Origin of the sequence: Faecalibacterium sp. An122 (assembly GCF_002160895.1) — a bacterium.
In the GTDB taxonomy this organism is placed as follows: Bacteria; Bacillota; Clostridia; order Oscillospirales; family Ruminococcaceae; genus Faecalibacterium.
Map to the genome: position 1 here is coordinate 47,781 of NZ_NFLL01000003.1, position 21,965 is coordinate 69,745.

Consider the following 21,965-nt stretch of genomic DNA (forward strand, 5'->3'; position numbering starts at 1 on the left):
CGCTCAGCCCTCTTCCTGGCCGCGGGGCCGGGCGCTGAACACACAGCCGCAGTAGTCCTGCCGGTACAGCCCATACTCCGCCGACAGCTGGAGGGAACGGAGATACCCGTTTTTCTTCTTGAAATCCGAGGGCAGGTGAGGGACGCCGAACTCGGCGGCCAGCTCCTGGCCGATCTGGTTGATGCGGACGGCGTCCTTGTGGGGGCTGATGGACAGGGTGGTGGTAAACCAGTCGAAGCCGTGTTCGGCGGCGTACTGGGCGGCCCGGCGCATCCGCAGCCGGTAGCAGGCGGTGCACCGCTGGCCCCGTTCGGGCTCGTCTTCCAGGCCCCGGGCGGCGTCGTAGAACTCCTGGGGATCGTACCGGTCCTCCACCACTGTCACACCCAGGGGGTGCGCCTGGGCCACAAACCGCTCCAGCTCCTCCTCCCGGCGGTGGTATTCCTCCGCCGGCCAGATGTTGGGGTTATAGTACAGAATGGTTATCTCAAAATACTGGGACAGCTGCTCCAATACCGCGCTGGAACAGGGCCCGCAGCAGGCGTGAAGCAGCAGCCGGGGCCGCTGGCCGTTGAGGCCGCGGAGCACGGCGTCCATTTCCCGGGAATAGTTGGGAACATTCGGCATAGTATCACCTCTCACAGCAGAGTATAGCACAAGCGCTGGTCCAGCGCAAAAGGAGAACACCATGACACAGGAAAAAATCGCCCGCATCAACGAGCTGGCCCGCAAGAGCAAAACCCCTGAGGGCCTGACCCCCGCCGAAAAGGCCGAACAGCAGGCCCTCCGGCAGGAGTATCTGGAGGAGGTGCGCCGGTCCTTCCGGGATCAGCTGGACCATACCGTGATCCAGGAGCCGGACGGCACCCGTCATCGCCTGGCCCGCAGCCCCAAGCCCAAACAGCCCAAGAGCTGAACATTTTGGACGAAACAAAACCGTTTCCATCGGATTTGGGACTTGTTTGGACGGCAATACATGGTATAATAGAAATGTGCGGGCGGACGCCGGCACAGGCCGGGGGAGGAAACCCCGGACAGGCGGTCCGGATCCAGGGCAGCGTATCCCGGGCAAGGTGCACGGAAAAGGCTGTTCTTCAGTTCAGTAAAGAGGTCATCAATTATGCTTACTGCAATCACAGGGATCAACTGGGGCGACGAGGGCAAAGGCCGCATGGTCGACCTGCTGAGCCAGGACTACGACATCGTGGTCCGCTACCAGGGCGGCAACAACGCCGGCCACACCGTCAAAAATGAGCGGGGCAAGTTCGTCCTGAACCTGCTGCCCTCGGGCATTCTGCGGCCCAACATTGTCTGCGTCATGGGCAATGGCATGGTCATCGACCCGCATCATCTGGATGGTGAAATCGCCAGCCTGCGCGAGCAGGGGATTACCGTCTCCCCCGAGAACCTGAAGATTTCGGACCGCGCCACCATCACCATGCCCTACCACGTCCTGCAGGACGGCCTGGAGGAAGCCCGCCTGTCCAAGACCGGCGCACAGTTCGGCTCCACCAAGCGGGGCATCGCCTATGTGTACGGCGACAAATATATGAAGAAGACCCTGCGCATGGGGGATCTGCTCCATCTGGACGACTCGGTCCGCAAGCGCCTGACCACCATGGTGGAATCCAAGAACCTGGTGATGGAGGGCAGCTACAACGCCGAGCCCATCAGCGTGGATGAGATGTGGGCCTGGCTGGAGAAGTACGCCGCCATCTTCAAGGACTACATCTGCGACGCCGGCGCTTACCTGGACGAGGCCGACCAGGCCGGCAAGAAGATCCTGTTTGAGGCTCAGCTGGGCGCTCTGCGGGATGTGGACTTCGGCATTTACCCCTACACCACCTCTTCCAACGTCATCGGCGCTTACGCCCCCATCGGCGCAGGCATCCCGGGCCGGAAGCTGGACCACTCGGTGGGCATCATGAAGGCCTATTCGTCCTGCGTGGGCGACGGCCCCTTCACCGCTGAGCTGGCCATGACCGAGGAGGAAAAGCACTTCCTGCGTGAGGCCGGCCATGAGTATGGCGCAGCCACCGGCCGTCCCCGCCGCGTCGGCCCCATCGACCTGGTGGCCAGCCGGTACGGCGTGTCCTGCCAGGGCTGCGACGAAGTGGCTCTGACCCTGCTGGACGTGCTGGACTATATGGAGAAGGTGCCCGTGGTGACCGCCTACACCCTGGAAGACGGCACCACCACCACCCGGTTCCCCATGGGCAAGGCTCTGGATACCGCCAAGCCGGTGGTGGAGTACCTGCCCGGCTGGCACTGCGACATCACCGCCGCCCGCCGCTGGGAAGACCTGCCCGCTGAGGCACAGAACTATATCCTCTATCTGGAAAAGGCCGTGGGCTGCAAGATCACCTATATTTCGGTGGGCGCTGAGCGGGAGGCTTACATCCATCGTACCTGAGAAACGGGGAGAAAACCATGTTCGATATCATTACAGACAGCGCCTGCGACCTGACGCAGGAAATGATCCATCAGCTGGGGCTGACCGTGGTGCCGTTCTACGTGTCCATTGACGGCCAGACCTATCTGAAAGAGGGCCAGGAAATGGCGGTGCGGGATTTCTACCAGTTCATGGTGGACCGGCCCGACATTCTGCCCAAGACCAGCCTGCCCTCCCTGGAGGACTTTGAGCGGGTCTTTCGGGAGAAGGCCAAGGAGGGCCGCGATGTGCTCTGTCTGTGCTTTACCGGCAAGATGAGCGGCGGTGTGGGCAGCGCCCGCAACGCCCGTGAGCTGGTGCTGGAGGACTACCCCGATGCAGTCATCGAGGTGGTGGATACCGGCGCAGCTACCGTCAGCGAGGCGGCCACTGTGGAAAATGCAGCCGCCATGCGGGCTGCGGGCTGCACCCTGGCCGAGACCCTCACCTGGCTCAACGGCACCCGCCCCACCAACCAGATCTTCTTCACCGTGGGCAATCTGGACTACCTCATCAAGGGCGGACGGATCGGCAAGGTGACGGGCCGTGCGGCCAACCTGTTGAACGTCAAGCCCATGATCCACTTTGCCGACGGCGAGATCTTCTCGGGCGGCATGGCCCGCGGCCGGCAGAAGAGCATGGAAAAAGCCATCGAGCAGCTGCTGGGCTATCTGGCCGAGCGGAATGCCGACCCCGACGACTACCGCATCCTGGTGGGCTACGGCTATGACGTGGACGAAGGCCGCCGCTTCTGGATGCAGCTGCGGGCCGCCCTGCGTGCCAAGTACCCCGCCAGTGAATGCGATGTGGAAATGCTGCAGATTGGCGCTACCATTGCCGTTCACACCGGCCCCCATGCCCTGGGGGTGGGCGTCATGCGCAAGTGGAAAAGCCCCATCCAGTAATCCCCTGAACCATAAGTAATATAAATCCCCCATTCTGCCTGTGAGGGCGGAATGGGGGATTTTTGCGTGCAGGGAAATGGGGGAGACTGAGGATGCGGTCAATCTCAGGACAACAAAAAACCCCGAATGCTTTCGCATTCGGGGTGTGGTGGACGGTACAGGACTCGAACCTGTGACCTCCTGCACGTCAAGCAGATGCTCTACCAGCTGAGCTAACCGTCCAACTCTTCTTTTGTGCCGTTTGTCGCGGCTTTGTTATGATAGCACATTTCAGAAGAAAAAGCAAGAGGAAAAAGACAAAAATAAAAAAATTGTGAGTCCTGCGCCCTTAATTGCCATTCCCGCGCCGCTGTGCTATACTATAACAGTATAACTTCCGGTCAAAATGCGCCGGAACGGGAAAGGCAGGCAGAAGGCAGAGGGTGAGAGTTTTGGGCATTGACCCCGGCTACGCGATTGTGGGCTGGGGCGTCGTGGAATATACAGGAAACCGGTTTGCGCCGGTGGATTTCGGGGCCGTCACCACCGACGCAGGCCGCCCCTTTGAAGGCCGGCTGCGGGACGTGTACGAGGGCGTCTGCGATGTGATTCACCGGACCCAGCCGGAGGTGCTGGCCATCGAAAAACTGTTCTACCAGCACAACCAGACCACCGTCATCGGGGTGGCCGAGGCCCGCGGGGTGATTCTGCTGGCGGCGGCCCAGGCGGGCCTGCCGGTGTATGAATATACCCCCATGCAGGTCAAGCAGGCGGTCACCGGCTACGGCAAGGCGGTCAAAAAACAGGTGCAGGAGATGACCCGCATCCTGCTGCATCTGCCCGCCATCCCCAAGCCCGACGACACCGCCGACGCACTGGCCATGGCCATCACCTTCTGCCATACCCATGCCAACCAGCTGAGCCGCCTGTCGGCCCGGCGAATCGGGCCCATCTGAGCCGCCCGGAAAGATCGTTTTGAGGATACACTATGATTTATTGCCTGAGCGGAAAAATCATCAAGAAAACGCTGGACAGCGTGGTCATTTCCTGCGGCGGGGTGGGGTATTGCGCCCAGTGCCCCTCCAATGTGGCGGCGGCCATGCCGGGAGCCGGGTCGGAGGCCACCCTCTATACCGTTCTGAACGTCACCGAAAATGACATCAGCCTCTATGGCTTTGCCACCGAGGAACAGCAGAACTGCTTCAAGATGCTGACGGGCGTGTCGGGGGTGGGCCCCAAGGTGGGCCTGGCCATCCTGAGCGTCATGGAGCCGGACCGGGTGTACCTGGCGGTGTCGGCAGGGGACCACAAGGCCTTCAAGGCCGCCAACGGCGTGGGCCCCAAGCTGGCCCAGCGGATTGTGCTGGAACTGAAAGACAAGGTGGCCAAGGGCGCTGCCGGGTCGGCCGCCATGGAAGACCTGTCCGGCGTGGCGTCCACCGCGTCGGGCCAGAGCGGCAGCCAGGCCATTGCGGCGCTGGTGTCCCTGGGCTACAGCCAGAGCGAGGCCGCCCTGGCTATTTCCAAGATTGATCCCGCGCTGCCGGTGGAGGAAATCATCCGCCTGGCGCTGCGGGGCATGGCAGGGGGGAGATAATCCATGCAGGACGAAGCACTTTATGGCGCAAAAATGATGCAGCCCGGCCTGACGGCGGCGGACAGCGAGGAAAACAACCTCCGGCCCCAGCATCTGGAGGACTACATCGGACAGGAAAAGGTCAAGCAGAACCTGAAAGTCTACCTGGAGGCCGCCCGCCGCCGGGGCGAGGCCATGGACCATGTGCTGCTCTACGGCCCGCCGGGCCTGGGCAAAACCACCCTGGCCGGCATCATTGCCAACGAGATGGGGGTGCAGATCCGCATCACCAGCGGCCCCGCCATCGAGAAGCCGGGGGACCTGGCGGCCCTGCTCACCAACCTGCAGGAAGGGGACGTCCTCTTTATTGATGAGATCCACCGGCTGTCCCGCCAGGTGGAGGAAGTGCTCTATCCGGCCCTGGAGGACTACGCCCTGGATATCATCATCGGCAAGGGCCCCAGCGCCCAGAGCATCCGGATCAATCTGCCCCATTTCACCCTGGTGGGCGCCACCACCCGGGCCGGCCAGCTGACCGGCCCCCTGCGGGACCGGTTCGGCGTCCTGCTCAAGCTGGAGCTGTACAGCCCCGACGAGCTGGCCAAGATCATCCGCCGCAGCGCCGGCATTCTGGACCAGCCCATCACCCCTGAGGGTGCCTATGAGCTGGCCAAGCGCAGCCGGGGCACCCCCCGCGTGGCCAACCGCTTCCTCAAGCGGGTGCGGGACTTTGCCACCGTGCTGGGGGACGGCGTTATCGATCAGGACGTCTGCCTGATGGCTCTGCGCCGGATGGATGTGGACGCCCTGGGCCTGGACGAGCTGGACCGCAGCCTGCTGCGGGCCATCATCGAGATGTACGGCGGCGGGCCGGTGGGCCTGGAAACCCTGGCCGCCGCTCTGGGTGAGGAAGCTGTCACCCTGGAGGATTTGTGCGAGCCCTATCTGATGCAGATGGGCTTTCTGACCCGGACCCCCCGGGGCCGGTGCGTGACCCATCTGGCCTATGAGCATCTGGGCATGCGTCCCCCCGAGACCGACTGTGCCGAGGACGGCGGCCAGCAGAGCATGTTCTGAGGAACGCCGCATAAAAACGTCTATAGAGAGTGCCGCTCTGCGGCCTGCAAGAAGGGATCTGATGGTATGGGAAAGTATTTTGGAACCGACGGCGTGCGGGGCATTGCCGGCGTTGACCTGACCTGTGAGCTGGCGATGAAGCTGGGCCGCGGCGTGGCGGCGGTCCTGACCGACAGCACCGGCCGCAAGCCCCGCATCCTGATCGGCAAGGACACCCGCCAGTCGGGCGATATGCTGGAGGCCGCCCTCACCGCCGGCCTGTGCAGCGTGGGCGCCGACGTGGAGGCTCTGGGCGTTCTGCCCACCCCGGCGGTGGCCTACCTGGTCACCAAGTACAAGGCGGACGCCGGCGTGGTGATTTCGGCCTCCCACAACCCCATGGAATTCAACGGCATCAAGGTCTTTGCCTCCACCGGCTACAAGCTGCCCGACGAGGTGGAGGCCCAGATTGAGGCCCACATCGACAACGACTGCAAAGATATCCCTCTGGCCACCGGCGCCGGGGTGGGCCAGGTGTCTTTCCGGACCGACGGCCTGCGGGACTATGTAGACCACTTGTATGAGTCGGTGGAAGGGGATCTGACCGGCCTGAATGTCTGCATCGACTGCGCCAACGGCGCCGCCGCTGCGGTGGCCCAGAAGCTGTTCCCCCGTCTGGGCGCCAAGTGCACCTTCCTGGGCGTCACCCCCGACGGCAAGAACATCAACGACGGGGTGGGCAGCACCCATCTGGAAAAACTGGAAAAGGCCGTGGTGGACGGCGGCTATGACTGCGGCATCGCCTTTGACGGCGACGCCGACCGCTGCCTGGCCTGCGACGAAAAGGGCCAGGAGATCGACGGCGACAAGATCATCGCCCTGCTGTCCATGATGATGAAGGCCAAGGGCAAGCTGGACGCCGACACCGCCGTGGTGACGGTCATGTCCAACCTGGGCTTTGTGAAGTTCATGGAGCGCCAGGGCATCCACACCGAAAAGACCGCCGTGGGCGACCGGTACGTGCTGGAGAATATGCGGGAGAACGGCTATGCCATCGGCGGCGAGCAGAGCGGCCATGTGATTCTGCTCCATCACGCCACCACCGGCGACGGCGAGCTGACCGCCGGCAAGCTGCTGACCCTGCTGGCCGAGAGCGGCAAGAAGATGAGCGAGCTCAACGGCATCTATGCCCAGTTCCCCCAGGTGCTCATCAACGTGGAAGCCAACGCCGCCCAGAAGGCCGCCTACAAGGAGGACGAGGTGCTGGCTGGCTTCATCGAGAACGAGCAGCAGAAGCTGATGGGGATGGGCCGGGTTCTGGTCCGCGTGTCGGGCACCGAGCCCAAAATCCGCGTCATGGTGGAGGGCGAAAACCTGGAGGAGATCCGGGCCTGCGCCGAGCGGATTGTGGAGCGGATCAACCGCCGCATTCTGAAAAAGTGACAACCTGTTTTTAAGACGTTTCTGAAAGAGGAAGACCATGAGAGCAGCCGACAGCTGGAAGGATTACGAATTATTGGACGCCACCGGGGGCAACCGGCTGGAGCGGTGGGGGGAAGCCCTTCTGGTCCGGCCTGACCCCCAGGTGGTCTGGAAAAGTGCGCCCCAGAGCCCCCTGTGGGCCCGGGCCGACGCCATCTATCACCGCTCCAACCAGGGCGGCGGCAGCTGGGAACACCGCCGCCCCCTGCCCGAGCGCTGGCAGATTCACTGCGGGGAGGGCCCCGGGCGGCTGACCCTGATCGTCAGCCCCACCGGTTTCAAGCACACCGGCGTGTTCCCGGAACAGGCGGTGAACTGGGCCTGGTATGACCAGAAAATCCGGGCTGCCGGCCGCCCCATCCGGGTGCTGAACCTGTTCGGCTACACCGGCGGCGCCACCCTGGCCTGCGCTGCGGCGGGGGCCTCGGTCTGCCATGTGGACGCATCCAAGGGCATGGTCCAGTGGGGAAAGGAGAACGCCGTGGCCAGCGGCCTGGCTGACCGGCCCATCCGGTGGCTGGTGGACGACTGCAGCAAGTTCGTGGCCCGGGAAAAGCGCCGCGGCAATACCTACGACGCCATCATCATGGACCCGCCCAGCTATGGCCGGGGCCCCGGCGGCGAGGTGTGGAAGCTGGAGGACTGCATCTATGACCTGATCTGCCAGTGCGCCGACGTGCTGAGCGACCATCCGCTGTTCTTTGCGGTCAACAGCTACACGGCGGGCCTGTCCCCGGCGGTGATGGAGTATATCCTCAAGACCACCCTGACGCCCCGGTTCGGAGGCGCCACCAGCTGCGACGAGATCGGCCTGCCGGTGAAGGAAACCGGCGGCGTGGTGCCCTGCGGCTCCACCGCGATCTGGGAGTCGCTGTGAACGAAAATCAACACACCAACCTGAGCATGGGGCGCAGCCCGGGGCCAAGGGCCGGACGGGCGTGCCACCAGAAAAGAGAAGGACAAATGAACGAAACAATTCTGCAGGCCAAGGACCTGCACTTCCGGTATGACCCGGAGGGAGCCAGCTACGCCCTGAACGGCGTTTCCGCCGCTGTGAAGCGGGGCGAGTTTGTGGCGGTGCTGGGGGCCAACGGCTGCGGCAAATCCACCCTGGCCAAGCACTTCAACGCCATTCTTCTGCCCGAGACCGGCACGGTCACGGTGGAGGGGATGGATACCGCCGACGATGACAAGCTGTACGACATCCGCCAGAAGGTGGGCATGGTGTTCCAGAACCCGGACAACCAGATTGTAGCCACCGTGGTGGAGGAGGACGTGGCCTTCGCCCTGGAAAACCTGGGCGTCCCCACCGAAGAAATGCGCCGCCGCATCGACGACGCCATGAAGATGACCGGCATCTATGAGATGCGCACCCGGGCCCCCCACAACCTGTCGGGCGGCCAGAAACAGCGGGTGGCCATTGCGGGCATCGTGGCCATGAGCCCCGACTGCATCGTGCTGGACGAGGCCACCGCCATGCTGGACCCCCGGGGCCGGGAACAGGTGATGCAGACCATCCACCGGCTGAACCGGGATATGGGGATCACCGTGGTGGCCATCACCCACTATATGGAGGAGGCCGCCCAGGCCGACCGGGTCATTGTCATGAGCCGCGGCCACATCGTGATGGAGGGCACCCCCAAAGAGGTGTTCAGCCGCACCGAGGAAGTCCGGGCTCTGCACCTGGATGTGCCCCAGGCCGCCGAGCTGCGGGACGAGCTGGTGAAGGCCGGCATCCCCATGCCGGAGGGCATCATCGACCCCGGCGAATGTGCACAGGCTCTCTACGAGCTGCTGAAGTGAGGGAGGGCAATATGGCAAGCATCATCAAGGTGGAACACCTTTCCTATATCTACAACAAGGGGATGCCCGGCGAGGTCACCGCGCTGGACGACGTCAGCTTCGAGGTGGAAGAAGGGGACTTCGTGGGCATCATCGGGGCCACCGGTTCGGGCAAAAGCACCCTGATCGGCCACATGAACGGCCTTAACCGCCCCACCAGCGGCAAAATCATCATCGATGGCCGCGACGTCTGGGAGGACCCCGCCAAAATCCGGGATTTCCGTTTCCTCACCGGCCTGGTGTTCCAGTATCCGGAGTACCAGCTGTTTGAGGAGACCTGCTATAAAGACATCGCCTTCGGTCCCAAAAACATGGGCCTGGACGACAAAGAAGTGGACCGCCGGGTGCAGGAGGCCGCCAAATTCGTAGGGCTGGACCAGGCCCTGCTCCAGCGCAGCCCCTTTGAGCTGTCGGGCGGCCAGAAGCGCCGGGTGGCGGTGGCGGGCGTCATGGCCATGGAGCCCCGCATCCTGGTGCTGGACGAGCCTGCCGCCGGCCTGGACCCCGAGGGACGGGATTCCATCCTCTCGGCCATCAAGGCCTACCACAAAAAGACCGGCACCACCGTTCTGCTGGTGTCCCACAGCATGGAAGATATTGCCCGCTATGCGGACAAGGTGCTGGTGATGGCCCAGAAGCATGTGGCCATGTACGACACGGTGGAGAATGTCTTTGCCCGGGCGCAGGAACTGCTGGCTTTGGGCCTGTCGGTGCCCCAGGTCACCAAGATTTTCCTGAAACTGCGGGAAATGGGGATTGACGTCCCGGCGGACGTCTACACCATTCCCTATGCGGTCAAGAAGATTGTGGAGGCCAAGGCCCGCCGCGATGCGGGGGAGAGCCTGACTCTGTCCCGCGCACCTCATGCCGCCGAGAAAGGGGGCTGTGCTGAATGATTCGGGATATTACCATTGGCCAGCACTTCCCCGGCAACAGCCCGGTTCATCGCTTTGACCCCCGGCTGAAGCTGGTGCTGACCATCGTCTATATTGCGGTGCTGTTCGCCGCCTCCAACCCTCTGGGCCTGACCCTGTCGGTGGTCTTTCTGGCCGCCATGTACCTGGTGGCCCAGATCCCCCTCAAGATGATTGGCCGGAGCCTCAAGCCCATCCTGCCCATCATCCTGTTCACCGCCGTGCTGAACGTCTTTTTCGTCAGCGGCGAGGGGGACCCGCTGTTCCAGATGGGCTTTCTGACCATCTACGCCGAGGGCGTCCGCTATGCCATCGTCATGGGCGTCCGGGTGGCGGCCCTGATTGCGGGCACCAGCCTGCTGACCTACACCACCAGCCCCATCGTCCTCACCGATGCCATCGAGGCCCTGCTGCGGCCCCTGGCCAAACTGCACTTCCCGGTGCATGAGCTGGCCATGATGATGAGCATTGCTCTGCGGTTCATCCCCACCCTGATTGAGGAGACCGACAAGATCATGAACGCCCAAAAGGCCCGCGGTGCCATGCTGGACACCGGCAAGCTCACCGACCGGGTCAAGGCCCTGGTGCCGGTGCTGATTCCGCTGTTCATCTCGGCCTTCCGCCGGGCGGACGAGCTGGCCATGGCCATGGAGTGCCGGTGCTACCGGGGCGGCGAGGGCCGCACCCGTCTGAAGGTCCTGCGGTGCTGCCGCCAGGACTATCTGGACCTGGCGTTCTGCCTGGTCTGCTTTGGGGTGATTCTGGCCTCCCGGCTGGTGTTCCCCAACTATTGATGCAGCGTTACGGGGCCCCGGGCCTGCCCGGCGGCCCTGTTTTTGGACGGGGGAGCAAATCTCCCCCTTTTCGCCCCGCATTTGTGATAGTTTGAAAGGAGGCGCGGCCTGTGACCTGGCTGTTGACACTGGCCTTTGACGGCACCGAATACTGCGGCTTTCAGGTTCAGCCCAACGGGCAGAGCGTGGCGGCTGCCTTTCAGGACGGACTGGAGGCGGTGATCGGCTTCCGCCCCGACATCAAGGGGTGCAGCCGCACCGACGCGGGGGTTCATGCGCTGGGCTTCGCCCTCAGCTTTGAGGCGGATGTGCGCATCCCGCCCGAAAAATTTCCCCTGGCCCTCAATACCAGGCTGCCCCGGGATATCCGGGTTTTGAAGGCCCGGCAGGTGCCGGACGGCTTCCACGCCCGGTACGCCGCCCACACCAAAACCTATCTCTACCGCATCCACAACAGTCCCATTGACTCCCCCTTTGAGGAGCGGTACTATTGCCGGATGCCCGGCCGCCTGGACGAGGGCCGGATGCAGCAGGCGGCGGCCCATTTCGTGGGCAAACACGATTTTCTGGCCCTGTGCGCGGCCCACAGCTCGGCGGCGGCCCACGGGGACACCGTCCGCACCATCACCGATTGTGAGGTGACCCGGCAGGGGAATACCGTCAGCATCACGGTGACCGCCGACGGCTACCTGTACAATATGGTCCGGATTCTGGCCGGCACCCTCTGCGAGGTGGGGGCGGGCCGGATGGACCCCGACGCGGTGCCGGCCATTCTGGCCAGCCGCGACCGCAAAAACGCCGGGCCCACCCTGCCGGCCAAGGGGTTGTTTTTGCACCATGTGGATTATGGCGTGCTGTAACTGAGTACAGCCGCAAGGAAAGGAAGCAGAGGGATGAGAAAGACCGGCCGGAGCGCCCGCAGAGAGGAGATGTCTGCGGGGCGGATCGAATACATCGAGGCGGCCCGCCAGCGCCTGCGGAACCGCCGTTTGCGGCGCACCGCCCTGCTGGTGATTCTGGTGGCGGCGGTGGTCATCTACCTCACCGGCGTGGTAAATACCTCGGTGATGGCGCTGGAGGACTTCGCCGACACGGTGCGGATTGCCCTGATGCCGGAGCGGGGATTCCCCCAGCAGACCGGCACCGGAGCGGTGTATCAGGTGGAGGCCCTGGGGGGCAGCTTTGTGGTGCTGGGGGAGGACGGCTGCGCCGTCTACTCCAACAGCGGCGCCCGCCTCAACAACATCGGCACCGGCTATGCCCGGCCGGCCCTGGCGGCGGGGAAAAACAGCTTTGTGCTGTACAACCGCTCGGGCAGTGAGCTGCGGGTGGAGAGCCGCACCCGGGAACTGTACACCCGCCAGATCAGCGGGGGGATTTTCCTCTGCGCCCTCAGCAACGGGGGCGAGCTGGCGGTGGTCACCGACGACGTCCGCAAGCTGGCCCTGCTGACGGTCTACGACAACGCCCGGGATGAGATGCTGACCTGGAGCCTCACCACCACCGAGGGCATCCCCATGCGGATGGCCTTTTCGCCCGACGGCACCCAGCTGGCGGTGGCCACCGTCACCGCCCAGGATGGACAGGTGGTGTCCAACCTGTATCTGCTGAACCTGCGGGTGGGAGAACCCCAGCTGCTGGCCGCCGAGGCGGGCAGCATGCCGCTGGAACTGGAGTGGCAGTCCAATGCCCGGCTGCTGGCGGTCTATGACAGCCACGCGGCCCTCTATGGCTCGGACGGCAGCGCCCAGGGCCGCCGGGACTTCGGCGGCGCAGCGGTGGCGGGTCTGTCCACCGCCAACGGCGGATTGGCGGTGCTGTTCGGCAGCGGACAGTCCAGCAGCGTGGTGCTGATGGACAGCGGACTCAACATCCAGTATGAGGGCACCGTCCCCACCGCCCACGGCATCGCCCGGGGCACCGACGCCTTCTACCTGCTCTGCGACAGCTCGGTGGAATGCTTTGGGATGGACGGCACCTATCAGTGGAGCGTTCCGCTGTCGGCCCGGCCCCACGCCATGCTGGCAAACAGCAGCGGGCTGTATGTCTTTACCGACAACATGGTCCAGCGGATCACCCCGCCGGACACCTCCGGGGATGCGGCCTCGTCGGAGGCATCGGCTGCCCCTGCGGCGTGAGGCGGCCGGGGTAAATGGGCTGCTTTGGGGAAACATTGGGGGAGGGTATGCCGGCTGGAGTGCCTTTTGGCACTCTGACACCTTGTCTGATAAAGAATTTCGTCTATGTTCATGAATCCGTCATTTCTTTTTGATATTATTTGTACGGCAGTCTGGTTGGGCCTTGCCATTCACTACGCCCGCAAAGGACTGTTGGCCGCCGTGGTTCAGATCGGCGGCAACCTGCTGAGCCTGATCGGGGCCCATCAGCTGGCATCCTGGGGATCGGGCGCCCTGTTCGACCGGTTCTTTGCCGGCAGTTTTCGGGAGCGGATCGCCGTCAGCCTGTCGGAGGGCGGCGCCGTGGACCTCAACCGGATCGCCCAGCAGTACGCGGGCTTTCTGCCCGAGAGCATCCGCCGCCAGGTGGTGGAGGCCTGCCAGCGGGCGCTGGACGGCCTTTTGACCGACAACGCCCTGGTGGTGGCGGACACCATCGTCCAGGATGTAATTCGTCCGCTGTTGACGCCGGTTTTCTCGCTGGTGTTGTTTTTTCTTTGCTTTGCCGCCCTGCGGATGCTCATCAGCCTCCTGGTCACGGTGCTGGGCCTGGTGAATCATCTGCCGGTGCTGGGCGCCGTCAACCGCACCCTGGGCATGGTGGTGGGAGCCCTGGCAGGCCTCGCCGATGTGTTCCTGGGAATGTGCGTGGTCTGGGCGCTGATGATTATTTCGGGGGGCAATCTGCCCCTCCTCAACGAGGCTGCCCTGGGCGGGAGCCTCTGGTACCAACTTTTCAACCAGATCAACCCGTTTGTATAGTTTACAGGAGGGGGAGGGTTTCACGATGGAAGGAGACGCTATGACTTGCGTTCGATGCAAAAAGAGACCGGCAATCATCTTCGTCCAGCGGATGGAGAACGGGCAGATGAAGCAGGAGGGCTATTGCCTCCGCTGTGCCCGTGAAATGCACATCAAGCCGGTGGAAGATATGATGAAGCGGCTGGGCCTGTCCGACCAGGACATGGACAGCATGGAAGACCGGATGGACAGCCTGATGGAAGAGATGGGCGAGGGGGCCAACCCCCTGGCCATGATGATGGGCATGTCCCCCGACGAGGGCAACGAGGAAGGCGGAGACGACGGCTTTGTGCCGGGCGGCAACGCCACCTTCCCCCTGAGCATGACCGGGCAGGATGACCAGAACGGCTCCGGCAATGCCGGCGGCAAAAACAATAAGGGCGGCAAAAAGCCGCCCCGCCGCAAGTTCCTGGACACCTACTGCGAGAACCTGACCGCCAAGGCCCGGGACGGCCGGCTGGACGACATCATCGGCCGGGACCGGGAGATCTACCGCACCATTCAGATCCTGTCCCGCCGCCAGAAGAACAACCCCTGTCTGATCGGCGAGGCCGGCGTGGGCAAGACCGCCATCGCCGAGGGCATCGCCGAGCGGATCGCCCGGGGCCAGGTGCCGGCCCAGCTGAAGGACAAGGAAATCTATCTGCTGGACCTGACCGCCCTGGTGGCGGGCACCCAGTTCCGCGGACAGTTTGAGCAGCGGGTCAAGGGCCTGCTGAACGAAGTGCGCCAGGCGGGCAATGTGATCTTGTTCATCGACGAGATCCACACCATCACCGCCGCCGGCGAGAGCGAGGGCGCCATGAATGCGGGCAATATCCTCAAGCCCGCCCTCTCCCGCGGAGAGATTCAGGTCATTGGCGCCACCACCTTTGCCGAGTACCGCAAGTATATCGAGAAGGACCAGGCCCTGGAGCGCCGGTTCCAGCCGGTGCGGGTGGAGGAGCCCAGCATTTCGGACACCATCGCCGTCATGAACGGCATCAAGCGCTATTATGAGAACTACCACCATGTGCAGGTTCCTGCTGCGGTGGTCAGCGCAGCCGTCACCCTGTCGGAGCGGTATATTACCGACCGCTATCTGCCCGACAAGGCCATCGACCTGCTGGACGAGGCCTGCGCCTGCTGCAACCTGGCCCACCCTGAGATTTCCGCCTATCTGGAAGCCCAGAAGGAGCTGGAAACCCTGAAGCAGGAGGAGGCCGACATGGAGTCGGCGGGCACCGACGAGGCCATCGACTATGAGCGGGTGGCCGAGCGCAAGACCCGCATTGCCCAGCTGGAGGCCGACCTGCCGGCCCGGCAGGCCGCAGCCAGCGAGATCGCCGTGTCGATGGAGGATCTGGCCCGGGTCATCGAGCTGTGGACCGGTATTCCGGCGGTGAAGATTCGGGAGACCGAGTATGTCCGCCTGGCCGGCCTGGAAGACGAGCTGAAAAAGAAGATCATCGGCCAGGACGAGGCTGTCCACCTGGTGGCCCAGGCCGTCAAGCGGAGCCGCGCCGACCTGGCCGGCCGCCGCCGTCCCGCCAGCTTCATCTTTGTGGGTCCCACCGGCGTGGGCAAGACCGAGCTGGTAAAGCAGCTGGCCAGCCAGCTGTTCGCCGGTCCCGACCCGCTGATCCGGCTGGACATGAGCGAATATATGGAGAAGTACGCCGTCTCCCGGATGATCGGTTCGCCTCCGGGCTATGTGGGCTATGAGGAGGCCGGCCAGCTGACCGAAAAGGTCCGCCGCCGCCCCTACAGCGTGGTTCTCTTTGACGAGATCGAGAAGGCCCACCCCGACGTGCTGAACATCCTGCTTCAGATTCTGGACGAGGGCAAGATCAACGACGCCCAGGGCCGGACGGTGGATTTCTCCAACACCGTCATCTGCATGACCTCCAACGCCGGCTCTTCCGAGCAGGGCACCGGCGGTCTGGGCTTCAACAAGAGCGCCGAGGAGATGAACAAGGACAAGACCATGAAGGCCCTGCGCCAGTTCCTGCGCCCCGAGTTCCTGGGCCGTGTGGACGAAATCGTGGTCTTCAAGTCCCTGAGCGACGAGACCCTGGAGGGGATCGCCGGCCTGATGCTGGAGGAGTACCGCCCCGGCATGGAGGCCAAGGGCATCGCCTACAGCTACACCCCGGCAGCCGTCAAGGCTCTGGTGGCCCAGTGCGAGGGCGGCAAGTTCGGCGCCCGGGACCTGCGGCGGATCATCCGCAAGCAGGTGGAGGACGAGGCAGCCACCCGCATCATCGACGGCCTGCTCACCAGCGGCGGCAGCCTGACGGTGGACGCCGAGGACGGCAAGATCGTCCTGAAATAACCAACCGACATAAAAAGGACCTGTCCCTTCCGGGACAGGTCCTTTTTTGGTTCGATTTATGCGGTTTCGCTGGCGGATTTGTAAATACCAAAGGTCGTGTCGGGCTCGGGCATATCCACCCGGGAAGCCCGGTCGTTGACCGCCAGCATCAGGGCGGCCATCACCCCAAAGACGACGACCACAATCAGCCATTTCACCCAGTTGGGCAGATGGTTCATGGTTTGACTTCCTTTCTCATTGGGGGCGGCAGCGGCGGCGGGCCTGATTCAGCAGGCGGCCGGCCTCGGTGACGTCCAGGGTGCGGACCAGGCCGCCGGTCCGTTCCACGGCGCCGGGGCCGGTGTTGCCCTCCTCCACAAAGGTGGATTTGTCCCAGTCGGAACGGCCGTTCCAGGCGCAGAAGCCGGCCGGCGCGATGTGCTGGCCCAGACGGCATTCCAGGACGGCGGTTTTGCCGGCGGGCCGCCAGGGCCGGCCCAGATAGACGCTGCCGGCGGGGCAGTCCGACACAAAGTCACAGTCCCAGAAGACAAAGCCCAGCCCGTCGGGGGCGGTGGAGGGGGCGGTGACGTAGCCGCGGCAGCTGCCCTCGCCGTTGTCCACCGAGCGGAGGGTGCACTGTTCAAAGAGGGCGTCCCCGCCGCCAAAGATGAAATCAATATCACCGGCGATCTCGCAGCCCTGGTAATACTGGGCGCTGGGCCGGCGGGGCGCAAAGACCCGGGGTCCCAGGAAGCCGTCCTTCTCCCGCTCTTTTTCGGGCAGGGGAGCGCAGAACAGGGTGTCCTGGTTGCCCAGCAGCCGCACCCGGCGGAACACCGCCTGCTGGCTGTCCACATAGGCCGCGATGGCCTGGCCGGCCTGTGCGCCGGGGCCCGCGTCGTTTTCGATGGTCAGATCTTCCACCGTCACCTGGCCGCCGCTGAAAAAGGCAGTCCAGCTGCGGAAGGTGTGGGTGGGCCGCCCGTCCATGTGGGGCAGCTTGCCGCCGTCCCCCCAGACCAGACGGGTTTTGCCCATGCCGGCGCCTCTGAGGGTGATCTGCTGTTTTTCGCACACCAGCTTTTCACGGTAGGTGCCCGGCCCGATCAAAATTTCGGCGGGCAGATCATAGGGTACGGCCTGGACGGCTTCGCCGATGGTGGCAAAGTCGCCGCTGCCGTCCCGCGCAACAGTGATGGTAAGCATGTCAGCCTCCCCGGGCCCGGGCGCAGGACGCGCCGGGACCCTCTGTGTGATGTGGGATGAGTACGAATGCCAATAGTATACAACAACCGGACCGCAGAATGCAATACGTCCGGGGGAGAGGCTTAGTGCTCGCCGGCGGGGGGCTTCATGATGAACCAGAAGGTGGAACCCTTGCCCGGCGTGCTCTGGACCCCGAAGCGGAAGCCGTGCTGTTCAAAGATGGCCTTGGTGATGGACAGGCCCAGGCCGGTGCCGGCCTTGCCGGCGTCGGAGCGGGAGCGGTAGTACCGCTCGAAGATGTAGGGCAGGTCCTCGGCCGAGATGCCGGGGCCGTGGTCCTCCACCTCCACCCGGACCCCTTCCTCACAGGGCATGGCCCGCAGCACAAAGACGCCGTCGGGGCCGATGTGGTGCATGGCGTTGCCCAGCAGGTTGTGGAGGGCCCGCTCGATCATGGTGGGATCGGCGAACACTTCCAGGGGCTGGTCGGGGAGTTCCAGCTGGAGGGTCCAGCCGTTCTGGGCGCAGACGGCGTCGTAGCGCTCGCTGACCTCGTCGCACAGTTGGCCCATGTCAAAGCGGACCATCTCGCACTTGTCGGCGCCGCTGGTCACCTTGCTCAGCTCCATGACGCTGGACACCAGGGCGGTCAGACGGTCGGTCTCGTCCACAATGATGTTCAGCTGCTCGTCCCGATGGGGCTTGTCGTCGCCGGTGATGTCGCGCACCGTCTCGGCATAGCCCTTGATGAGGGTGAGGGGGGTGCGCAGGTCGTGAGAGACGTTGGCCAACAGGTCGCGCTGCATCTGGGCCGCCCGCTGGACCTCCCGGGCCATGTGGTTGAAATCCTCGGCCAGGGTGCCCAGCTCGTCCCGCCGGTTGGGCTCCACATGGACCGAATAGTCTCCCTGGGCCACCTGGCGGGCTGCGGCGGACAGTTCCCGCAGGGGGCGGGTGAACCACTGGCTGAACAGCCAGGCCGCCGCCAGGGCAAAGGCAAACACCAGGATGGCGATGAGGGGCAGCATGTCGCTGAGCACCTGTCCGGCCTCGGCCACATGGACCAGGCTGGTGGAAACCAGCACCGAATAGGTCCCGTCCAGGCTCATCCGGCCCACCACCACCTGGGAGGAACCGCCGCTGGTGTTCAGCACCTGGAGCCAGCTGCCGTTGGAACGGCAGGCCCGGCGCATCTCAATGACGGTGGATTTGTCCCAGGAAAAGCTGCTGCTGTCCGACTTGGAGGACAGGGTGCTGTTGTGGAGCAGGCAGGGGTAGAGGTTTTCGATGGTGATGACGCTGCGGAGGGTGGAGTCGGAGATGTCCACACAGAAGTTGGTCAGCTGGGTGTTGGCCGAAAGGCTCTCATACAGCTTGGTGCGGAAGGTGCTGTCCACCATCAGGATGCCGAAATCCCAGCTGGAAATGATGCCGCCCTCGTCCTGGGTATCCTGAATGAGGGAGACGATCTCGTCGGCCTGGTCGGCCAGCTGGTTTTCAATGCGGCGGTTGTAGAGGGGCTCCAGCAGCTGGGTGGACAAAAACCAGTACAGCCCCAGCAGCAGAAGGCAGATGAAGGCGAGGAACAGCATCAGCTGGGCGCGGATGCCTGGGGTGGCGGCCCGGGGCGGTTTGAGGCGGTGCATGGATTACCGGTGGGCGTCGGGGTCGAACTTATAGCCGATGCCCCAGACGGTCACAATGTAACTGCGGCAGGCCCCCAGATGCCCGCGCAGCATCTTGACGTGGGTGTCCACGGTGCGGTCCTCGCCGAAATAGTCGTAGTTCCAAACCTTCTGCAGAATTTTCTCACGGGAGAGGGCGATCCCCTTGTTGGAGGCCAAAAAGACCAGCAGGTCAAACTCCTTGGGGGTGAGGCTGACTTCCTCGCCGCCCACCTTGACGGTGTGGCTGGCGGTGTCGATGGACAGCTCCCCAAAGGTCATGACGGTGGCGGCGGTGTCGGGATGGGCCAGGGTGCGGTTGAGCACCGCCTTGACCCGGGCCACCAGCTCCCGGGGGGAGAAGGGCTTGACCACATAGTCGTCCGCGCCGCCCTCCAGGCCGGCCAGCTTGTCGTATTCCTCGCCGCGGGCGGTCAGGATGATGACGGGGGTGTTGATGTGGCGGCTGCGCATTTCCCGCAGGCAGGTCATGCCGTCCATAAAGGGCATCATCAGGTCCAGAATTACCAGGTCGTAGCTGGAGCTGGTGACCTGGGCCAGAGCGGCCGAGCCGTCGGCGGCCTCTTCGCAGGTGTAGCCTGCGTACTGCAGGTGCTCCCGGATCAGTTCCCGGATGCGGGGTTCGTCGTCGACGATCAATATCTTAGCCATAGGGCGGGGGTCCTCCATTTCTGATGTTGAAATGCCCGGCCGGGGCGGCCGGACCCATTTCACAATATCTTATCACAATTACATAATAATACGGAAAATGTGAAGAAGTGTGAACTTTGGGTGAATCCTTTGGAAAAGATGAGATGAGCTGTCTTCATTGTAGCACAGCCGCCGGGGGCGGCGCAATCCAAAATCCCGGCCACACTTGCGCCGGAGGGCCCAGATGCGGTATACTGAAGCCGACTACTCTTTCTGCCGCGCCCGCGGCCCGGAAGGCAAAAGAAAGGAACCACATCCATGCGTTTGGGACTGACAGAAATTGTATTGATCCTGTTCATCGTTCTGGTGATTTTCGGGCCGGGGCTTTTCGCCTGGCTGTCCCGGTATTCCCGCCGGTTCCAGGCCAGCCGCGCCGAGGAGGCGCGCCGCCGTGCCGCCTGGGAGGAAGCCCGGCGGGCCCGGCGGGATTTCATCCTGCACCGGTTCCAGGTGGCGGCTGCCGTGTTCGCCCTGCTGATGGCGGCGGCTCTGGTGTATACGCTGGGGTTCCGCCCCATTGAGGCCGAACCCCATAGCTACACCCTGCCCGCCGCCCAGGCGCCCCAGGGCGGGGCATCGGTGGCCGAGACGGCCTCCCTGACCCTGGAGGGCTACCAGACCCCCGACTGCATCCAGGTGGAGGACGGCTGGATCTATCTGGCCGCCCGGCCCCAGGAGGGCCAGGGCAGCACCCTGCTGCGGATGCGGGAGGACGGCACCGGCCTGACGGTGGTGCTGACCGAAAAAGGGGTTATCACCTCCTTTGCCTTTGATGGGGAGGGGGATATCTGGTACACCCGCCTCACCGATGAGGGCGGAGCCCTCTGCCGGGTGTCCCACGACGACTGGGGCGCCGCCACTGAACAGGTGGTGAACCAGATCGACGGCCGGGCCCTGTCCTACCCGGCGGCGGTGACGGTGGACGCGGCGGGCAAGGTGTATTTCACCGAGGCGGTCCGCCTGCCCCCCAAAGCCGGCACCATGGAGGAAGCCCTGCGGGCCGAGCTGATCGGCCATACCGCCACCGGCTGGGTCTATGTCTATGACCCGGCGGCCCGGACGGTGCAGCCGGTGCTGGGTGAAGTGGCCGGCGCGGCCGGGCTGGCTCTGGCCCCCGACGGCGAGACCCTCTATGTGGCCGACCTGGCCAGCCGCTGCATCTGGGCGGTGGACCCCGCCAGCCGGGATCTGACCGCCGGCGGCAAGGGCTGCACTCTCTTTGCGGGGGACCTGCCCGGCTATCCCGCCGCCCTGACGGCGGACGCCGACGGCAGCGTCTATGCGGCCTATCGCTGGAACCAGGCGGACTGGCTGGAAAGCCGGGCCCAGGACCCGGGCCTGCGGGAGATTGCTGCCCGCCTGCCCCGGGGGGTGCAGCAGGGACTGTTTGGAGACAGCGCCACCGCGGCCCAGAGCTTTGACCCCAACGGAAATCTGGAGGCGGCCTATGCCTCCGACGACGTGGCGGGCTGGGCGGCGGCCGCCAGCGGCAACCGCTTGTATATGTCTGGTACAGACCGGGACGTTTATTACTTCCGGTTTTGAGAAAAGAGGCGTTTTTGTATGACGGAACAAGAAAAGATGGAGATCACCGCCCAGGCGCGGCAGGCTGTGGAGGAATTGCTGGCTCAGGCCAACCTCCGGCCGGGGGACGTGTTTGTGGTGGGCTGTTCCTCCAGTGAGATTGTGGGGGGCCACATCGGCCACGACAGCAGCATGGAGGCGGCGGCCGCCGTCTACGAGGGCATTGCGCCGGTGCTGGCCCAGCGGGGCATCTGGCTGGCAGCCCAGTGCTGCGAACACCTGAACCGGGCCATCATCCTGGAACGGCAGGCCGCCGAGGCCCACGGCTGGGAGGAAGTCTGCGTGGTGCCCCGGCCCCATGCCGGCGGCAGCTGGGCCACCACCTGTTGGAAGCATTTTGAACACCCGGTGGCGGTGGAAGCCATCCGGGCCCACGCGGGCATGGACATTGGCGGCACCCTGATCGGGATGCACCTGCGGGCGGTGGCGGTGCCGGTGCGGCTGTCGCTGGACCACATTGGCCGCGCCATTCTGCTGTGCGCCCGCACCCGCCCCAAGCTGATCGGCGGGGAACGGGCCAAATACACCGAGGAGGACTGAGACAAGC

At 64.3% G+C, this 21,965-nt stretch carries 22 protein-coding genes and 1 tRNA gene; 17 read left to right on the top strand and 6 right to left on the bottom strand.

Annotated features, from left to right (window positions below; genetic code table 11):
• Positions 1-3: 3 nt before the first annotated feature.
• Complete coding sequence (locus tag B5E67_RS03565; protein ID WP_087382962.1) at positions 4-627, bottom strand: epoxyqueuosine reductase QueH; 624 nt, start codon at positions 625-627, stop codon at positions 4-6.
• A 61-nt stretch (positions 628-688) separates the two neighbouring features.
• Between B5E67_RS03565 and B5E67_RS03570 the strand changes: the two genes are divergently transcribed.
• The 3 genes from B5E67_RS03570 to B5E67_RS03580 all read left to right on the top strand — a co-directional run bounded on the left by B5E67_RS03570 (position 689) and on the right by B5E67_RS03580 (position 3,336).
• Positions 689-916: a DUF896 domain-containing protein gene (locus tag B5E67_RS03570; protein WP_087246288.1), complete on the top strand. Its 228-nt coding sequence runs from the start codon at positions 689-691 to the stop codon at positions 914-916.
• A gap of 204 nt (positions 917-1,120) precedes the next feature.
• Positions 1,121-2,413 (top strand): adenylosuccinate synthase, encoded by a 1,293-nt coding sequence (locus tag B5E67_RS03575; protein ID WP_087246289.1) that lies wholly within the window; start codon positions 1,121-1,123, stop codon positions 2,411-2,413.
• Positions 2,414-2,430: 17 nt separating this feature from the next.
• Positions 2,431-3,336, top strand: a complete 906-nt coding sequence (locus tag B5E67_RS03580) for a DegV family protein (RefSeq protein ID WP_087382965.1) — start codon at positions 2,431-2,433, stop codon at positions 3,334-3,336.
• A 146-nt stretch (positions 3,337-3,482) separates the two neighbouring features.
• Here the strand turns inward: B5E67_RS03580 and B5E67_RS03585 are convergent.
• Positions 3,483-3,558: transfer RNA gene (locus B5E67_RS03585), tRNA-Val, on the bottom strand.
• A gap of 200 nt (positions 3,559-3,758) precedes the next feature.
• On the opposite strand from B5E67_RS03585, the gene ruvC reads away from it, so the two are divergent.
• The 12 genes from ruvC (at position 3,759) to B5E67_RS03645 (ending at position 16,271) form a co-directional block, all read left to right on the top strand.
• On the top strand, positions 3,759-4,271 hold the full coding sequence (gene ruvC, locus B5E67_RS03590; protein ID WP_087246292.1) for a crossover junction endodeoxyribonuclease RuvC: 513 nt from the start codon (positions 3,759-3,761) through the stop codon (positions 4,269-4,271).
• A gap of 32 nt (positions 4,272-4,303) precedes the next feature.
• Positions 4,304-4,912, top strand: coding sequence for a Holliday junction branch migration protein RuvA (gene ruvA / locus B5E67_RS03595; protein WP_087382969.1), 609 nt, complete (start codon positions 4,304-4,306; stop codon positions 4,910-4,912).
• Positions 4,913-4,915: 3 nt separating this feature from the next.
• Positions 4,916-5,968: a Holliday junction branch migration DNA helicase RuvB gene (gene ruvB, locus B5E67_RS03600; RefSeq protein WP_087246294.1), complete on the top strand. Its 1,053-nt coding sequence runs from the start codon at positions 4,916-4,918 to the stop codon at positions 5,966-5,968.
• Between the two features lie 66 nt (positions 5,969-6,034).
• Positions 6,035-7,390: a phosphoglucosamine mutase gene (glmM, locus tag B5E67_RS03605; RefSeq protein WP_087382972.1), complete on the top strand. Its 1,356-nt coding sequence runs from the start codon at positions 6,035-6,037 to the stop codon at positions 7,388-7,390.
• 37 nt (positions 7,391-7,427) lie between these two features.
• Entirely contained in the window at positions 7,428-8,306 is an 879-nt protein-coding gene (locus tag B5E67_RS03610; RefSeq protein ID WP_087246296.1) for a class I SAM-dependent methyltransferase, read from the top strand.
• 86 nt (positions 8,307-8,392) lie between these two features.
• Positions 8,393-9,232, top strand: a complete 840-nt coding sequence (locus B5E67_RS03615; protein ID WP_087246297.1) for an energy-coupling factor transporter ATPase — start codon at positions 8,393-8,395, stop codon at positions 9,230-9,232.
• Positions 9,233-9,243: 11 nt separating this feature from the next.
• On the top strand, positions 9,244-10,167 hold the full coding sequence (locus B5E67_RS03620; RefSeq protein WP_087246298.1) for an energy-coupling factor transporter ATPase: 924 nt from the start codon (positions 9,244-9,246) through the stop codon (positions 10,165-10,167).
• Positions 10,164-10,979 (top strand): energy-coupling factor transporter transmembrane component T, encoded by an 816-nt coding sequence (locus B5E67_RS03625; RefSeq protein ID WP_087382975.1) that lies wholly within the window; start codon positions 10,164-10,166, stop codon positions 10,977-10,979. Before B5E67_RS03620 ends, B5E67_RS03625 begins: the two co-directional genes overlap by 4 nt.
• Before the next feature lie 110 nt (positions 10,980-11,089).
• Positions 11,090-11,839, top strand: coding sequence for a tRNA pseudouridine(38-40) synthase TruA (gene truA, locus B5E67_RS03630; RefSeq protein ID WP_087382978.1), 750 nt, complete (start codon positions 11,090-11,092; stop codon positions 11,837-11,839).
• Positions 11,840-11,872: 33 nt separating this feature from the next.
• On the top strand, positions 11,873-13,117 hold the full coding sequence (locus B5E67_RS03635; protein ID WP_204246519.1) for a DUF5711 family protein: 1,245 nt from the start codon (positions 11,873-11,875) through the stop codon (positions 13,115-13,117).
• Positions 13,118-13,273: 156 nt separating this feature from the next.
• Positions 13,274-13,918, top strand: a complete 645-nt coding sequence (locus tag B5E67_RS03640) for a hypothetical protein (protein WP_242956752.1) — start codon at positions 13,274-13,276, stop codon at positions 13,916-13,918.
• A gap of 40 nt (positions 13,919-13,958) precedes the next feature.
• Positions 13,959-16,271: an ATP-dependent Clp protease ATP-binding subunit gene (locus B5E67_RS03645; RefSeq protein ID WP_087382981.1), complete on the top strand. Its 2,313-nt coding sequence runs from the start codon at positions 13,959-13,961 to the stop codon at positions 16,269-16,271.
• A gap of 56 nt (positions 16,272-16,327) precedes the next feature.
• On the opposite strand, the gene B5E67_RS15685 is transcribed toward B5E67_RS03645, so the two are convergent.
• From B5E67_RS15685 to B5E67_RS03660, 4 genes are all read right to left on the bottom strand, one after another.
• Positions 16,328-16,489: a hypothetical protein gene (locus B5E67_RS15685; RefSeq protein WP_164488763.1), complete on the bottom strand. Its 162-nt coding sequence runs from the start codon at positions 16,487-16,489 to the stop codon at positions 16,328-16,330.
• A gap of 16 nt (positions 16,490-16,505) precedes the next feature.
• The gene (locus tag B5E67_RS03650) at positions 16,506-17,459 is read right to left on the bottom strand and encodes a pectinesterase family protein (RefSeq protein WP_087246303.1); all 954 of its coding nucleotides are present in this window, start codon (positions 17,457-17,459) and stop codon (positions 16,506-16,508) included.
• Positions 17,460-17,581: 122 nt separating this feature from the next.
• Positions 17,582-19,105, bottom strand: a complete 1,524-nt coding sequence (locus tag B5E67_RS03655; RefSeq protein WP_087382984.1) for a HAMP domain-containing sensor histidine kinase — start codon at positions 19,103-19,105, stop codon at positions 17,582-17,584.
• A gap of 3 nt (positions 19,106-19,108) precedes the next feature.
• Positions 19,109-19,795, bottom strand: coding sequence for a response regulator transcription factor (locus tag B5E67_RS03660; RefSeq protein WP_087246305.1), 687 nt, complete (start codon positions 19,793-19,795; stop codon positions 19,109-19,111).
• A gap of 297 nt (positions 19,796-20,092) precedes the next feature.
• Here B5E67_RS03660 and B5E67_RS03665 point away from each other — a divergent pair, with 297 nt between their 5' ends.
• Both B5E67_RS03665 and B5E67_RS03670 read left to right on the top strand, forming a co-directional pair.
• The gene (locus tag B5E67_RS03665) at positions 20,093-21,379 is read left to right on the top strand and encodes an SMP-30/gluconolactonase/LRE family protein (protein ID WP_087382987.1); all 1,287 of its coding nucleotides are present in this window, start codon (positions 20,093-20,095) and stop codon (positions 21,377-21,379) included.
• An 18-nt stretch (positions 21,380-21,397) separates the two neighbouring features.
• Positions 21,398-21,958: a TIGR01440 family protein gene (locus tag B5E67_RS03670; protein WP_087382990.1), complete on the top strand. Its 561-nt coding sequence runs from the start codon at positions 21,398-21,400 to the stop codon at positions 21,956-21,958.
• Positions 21,959-21,965: the final 7 nt, after the last annotated feature.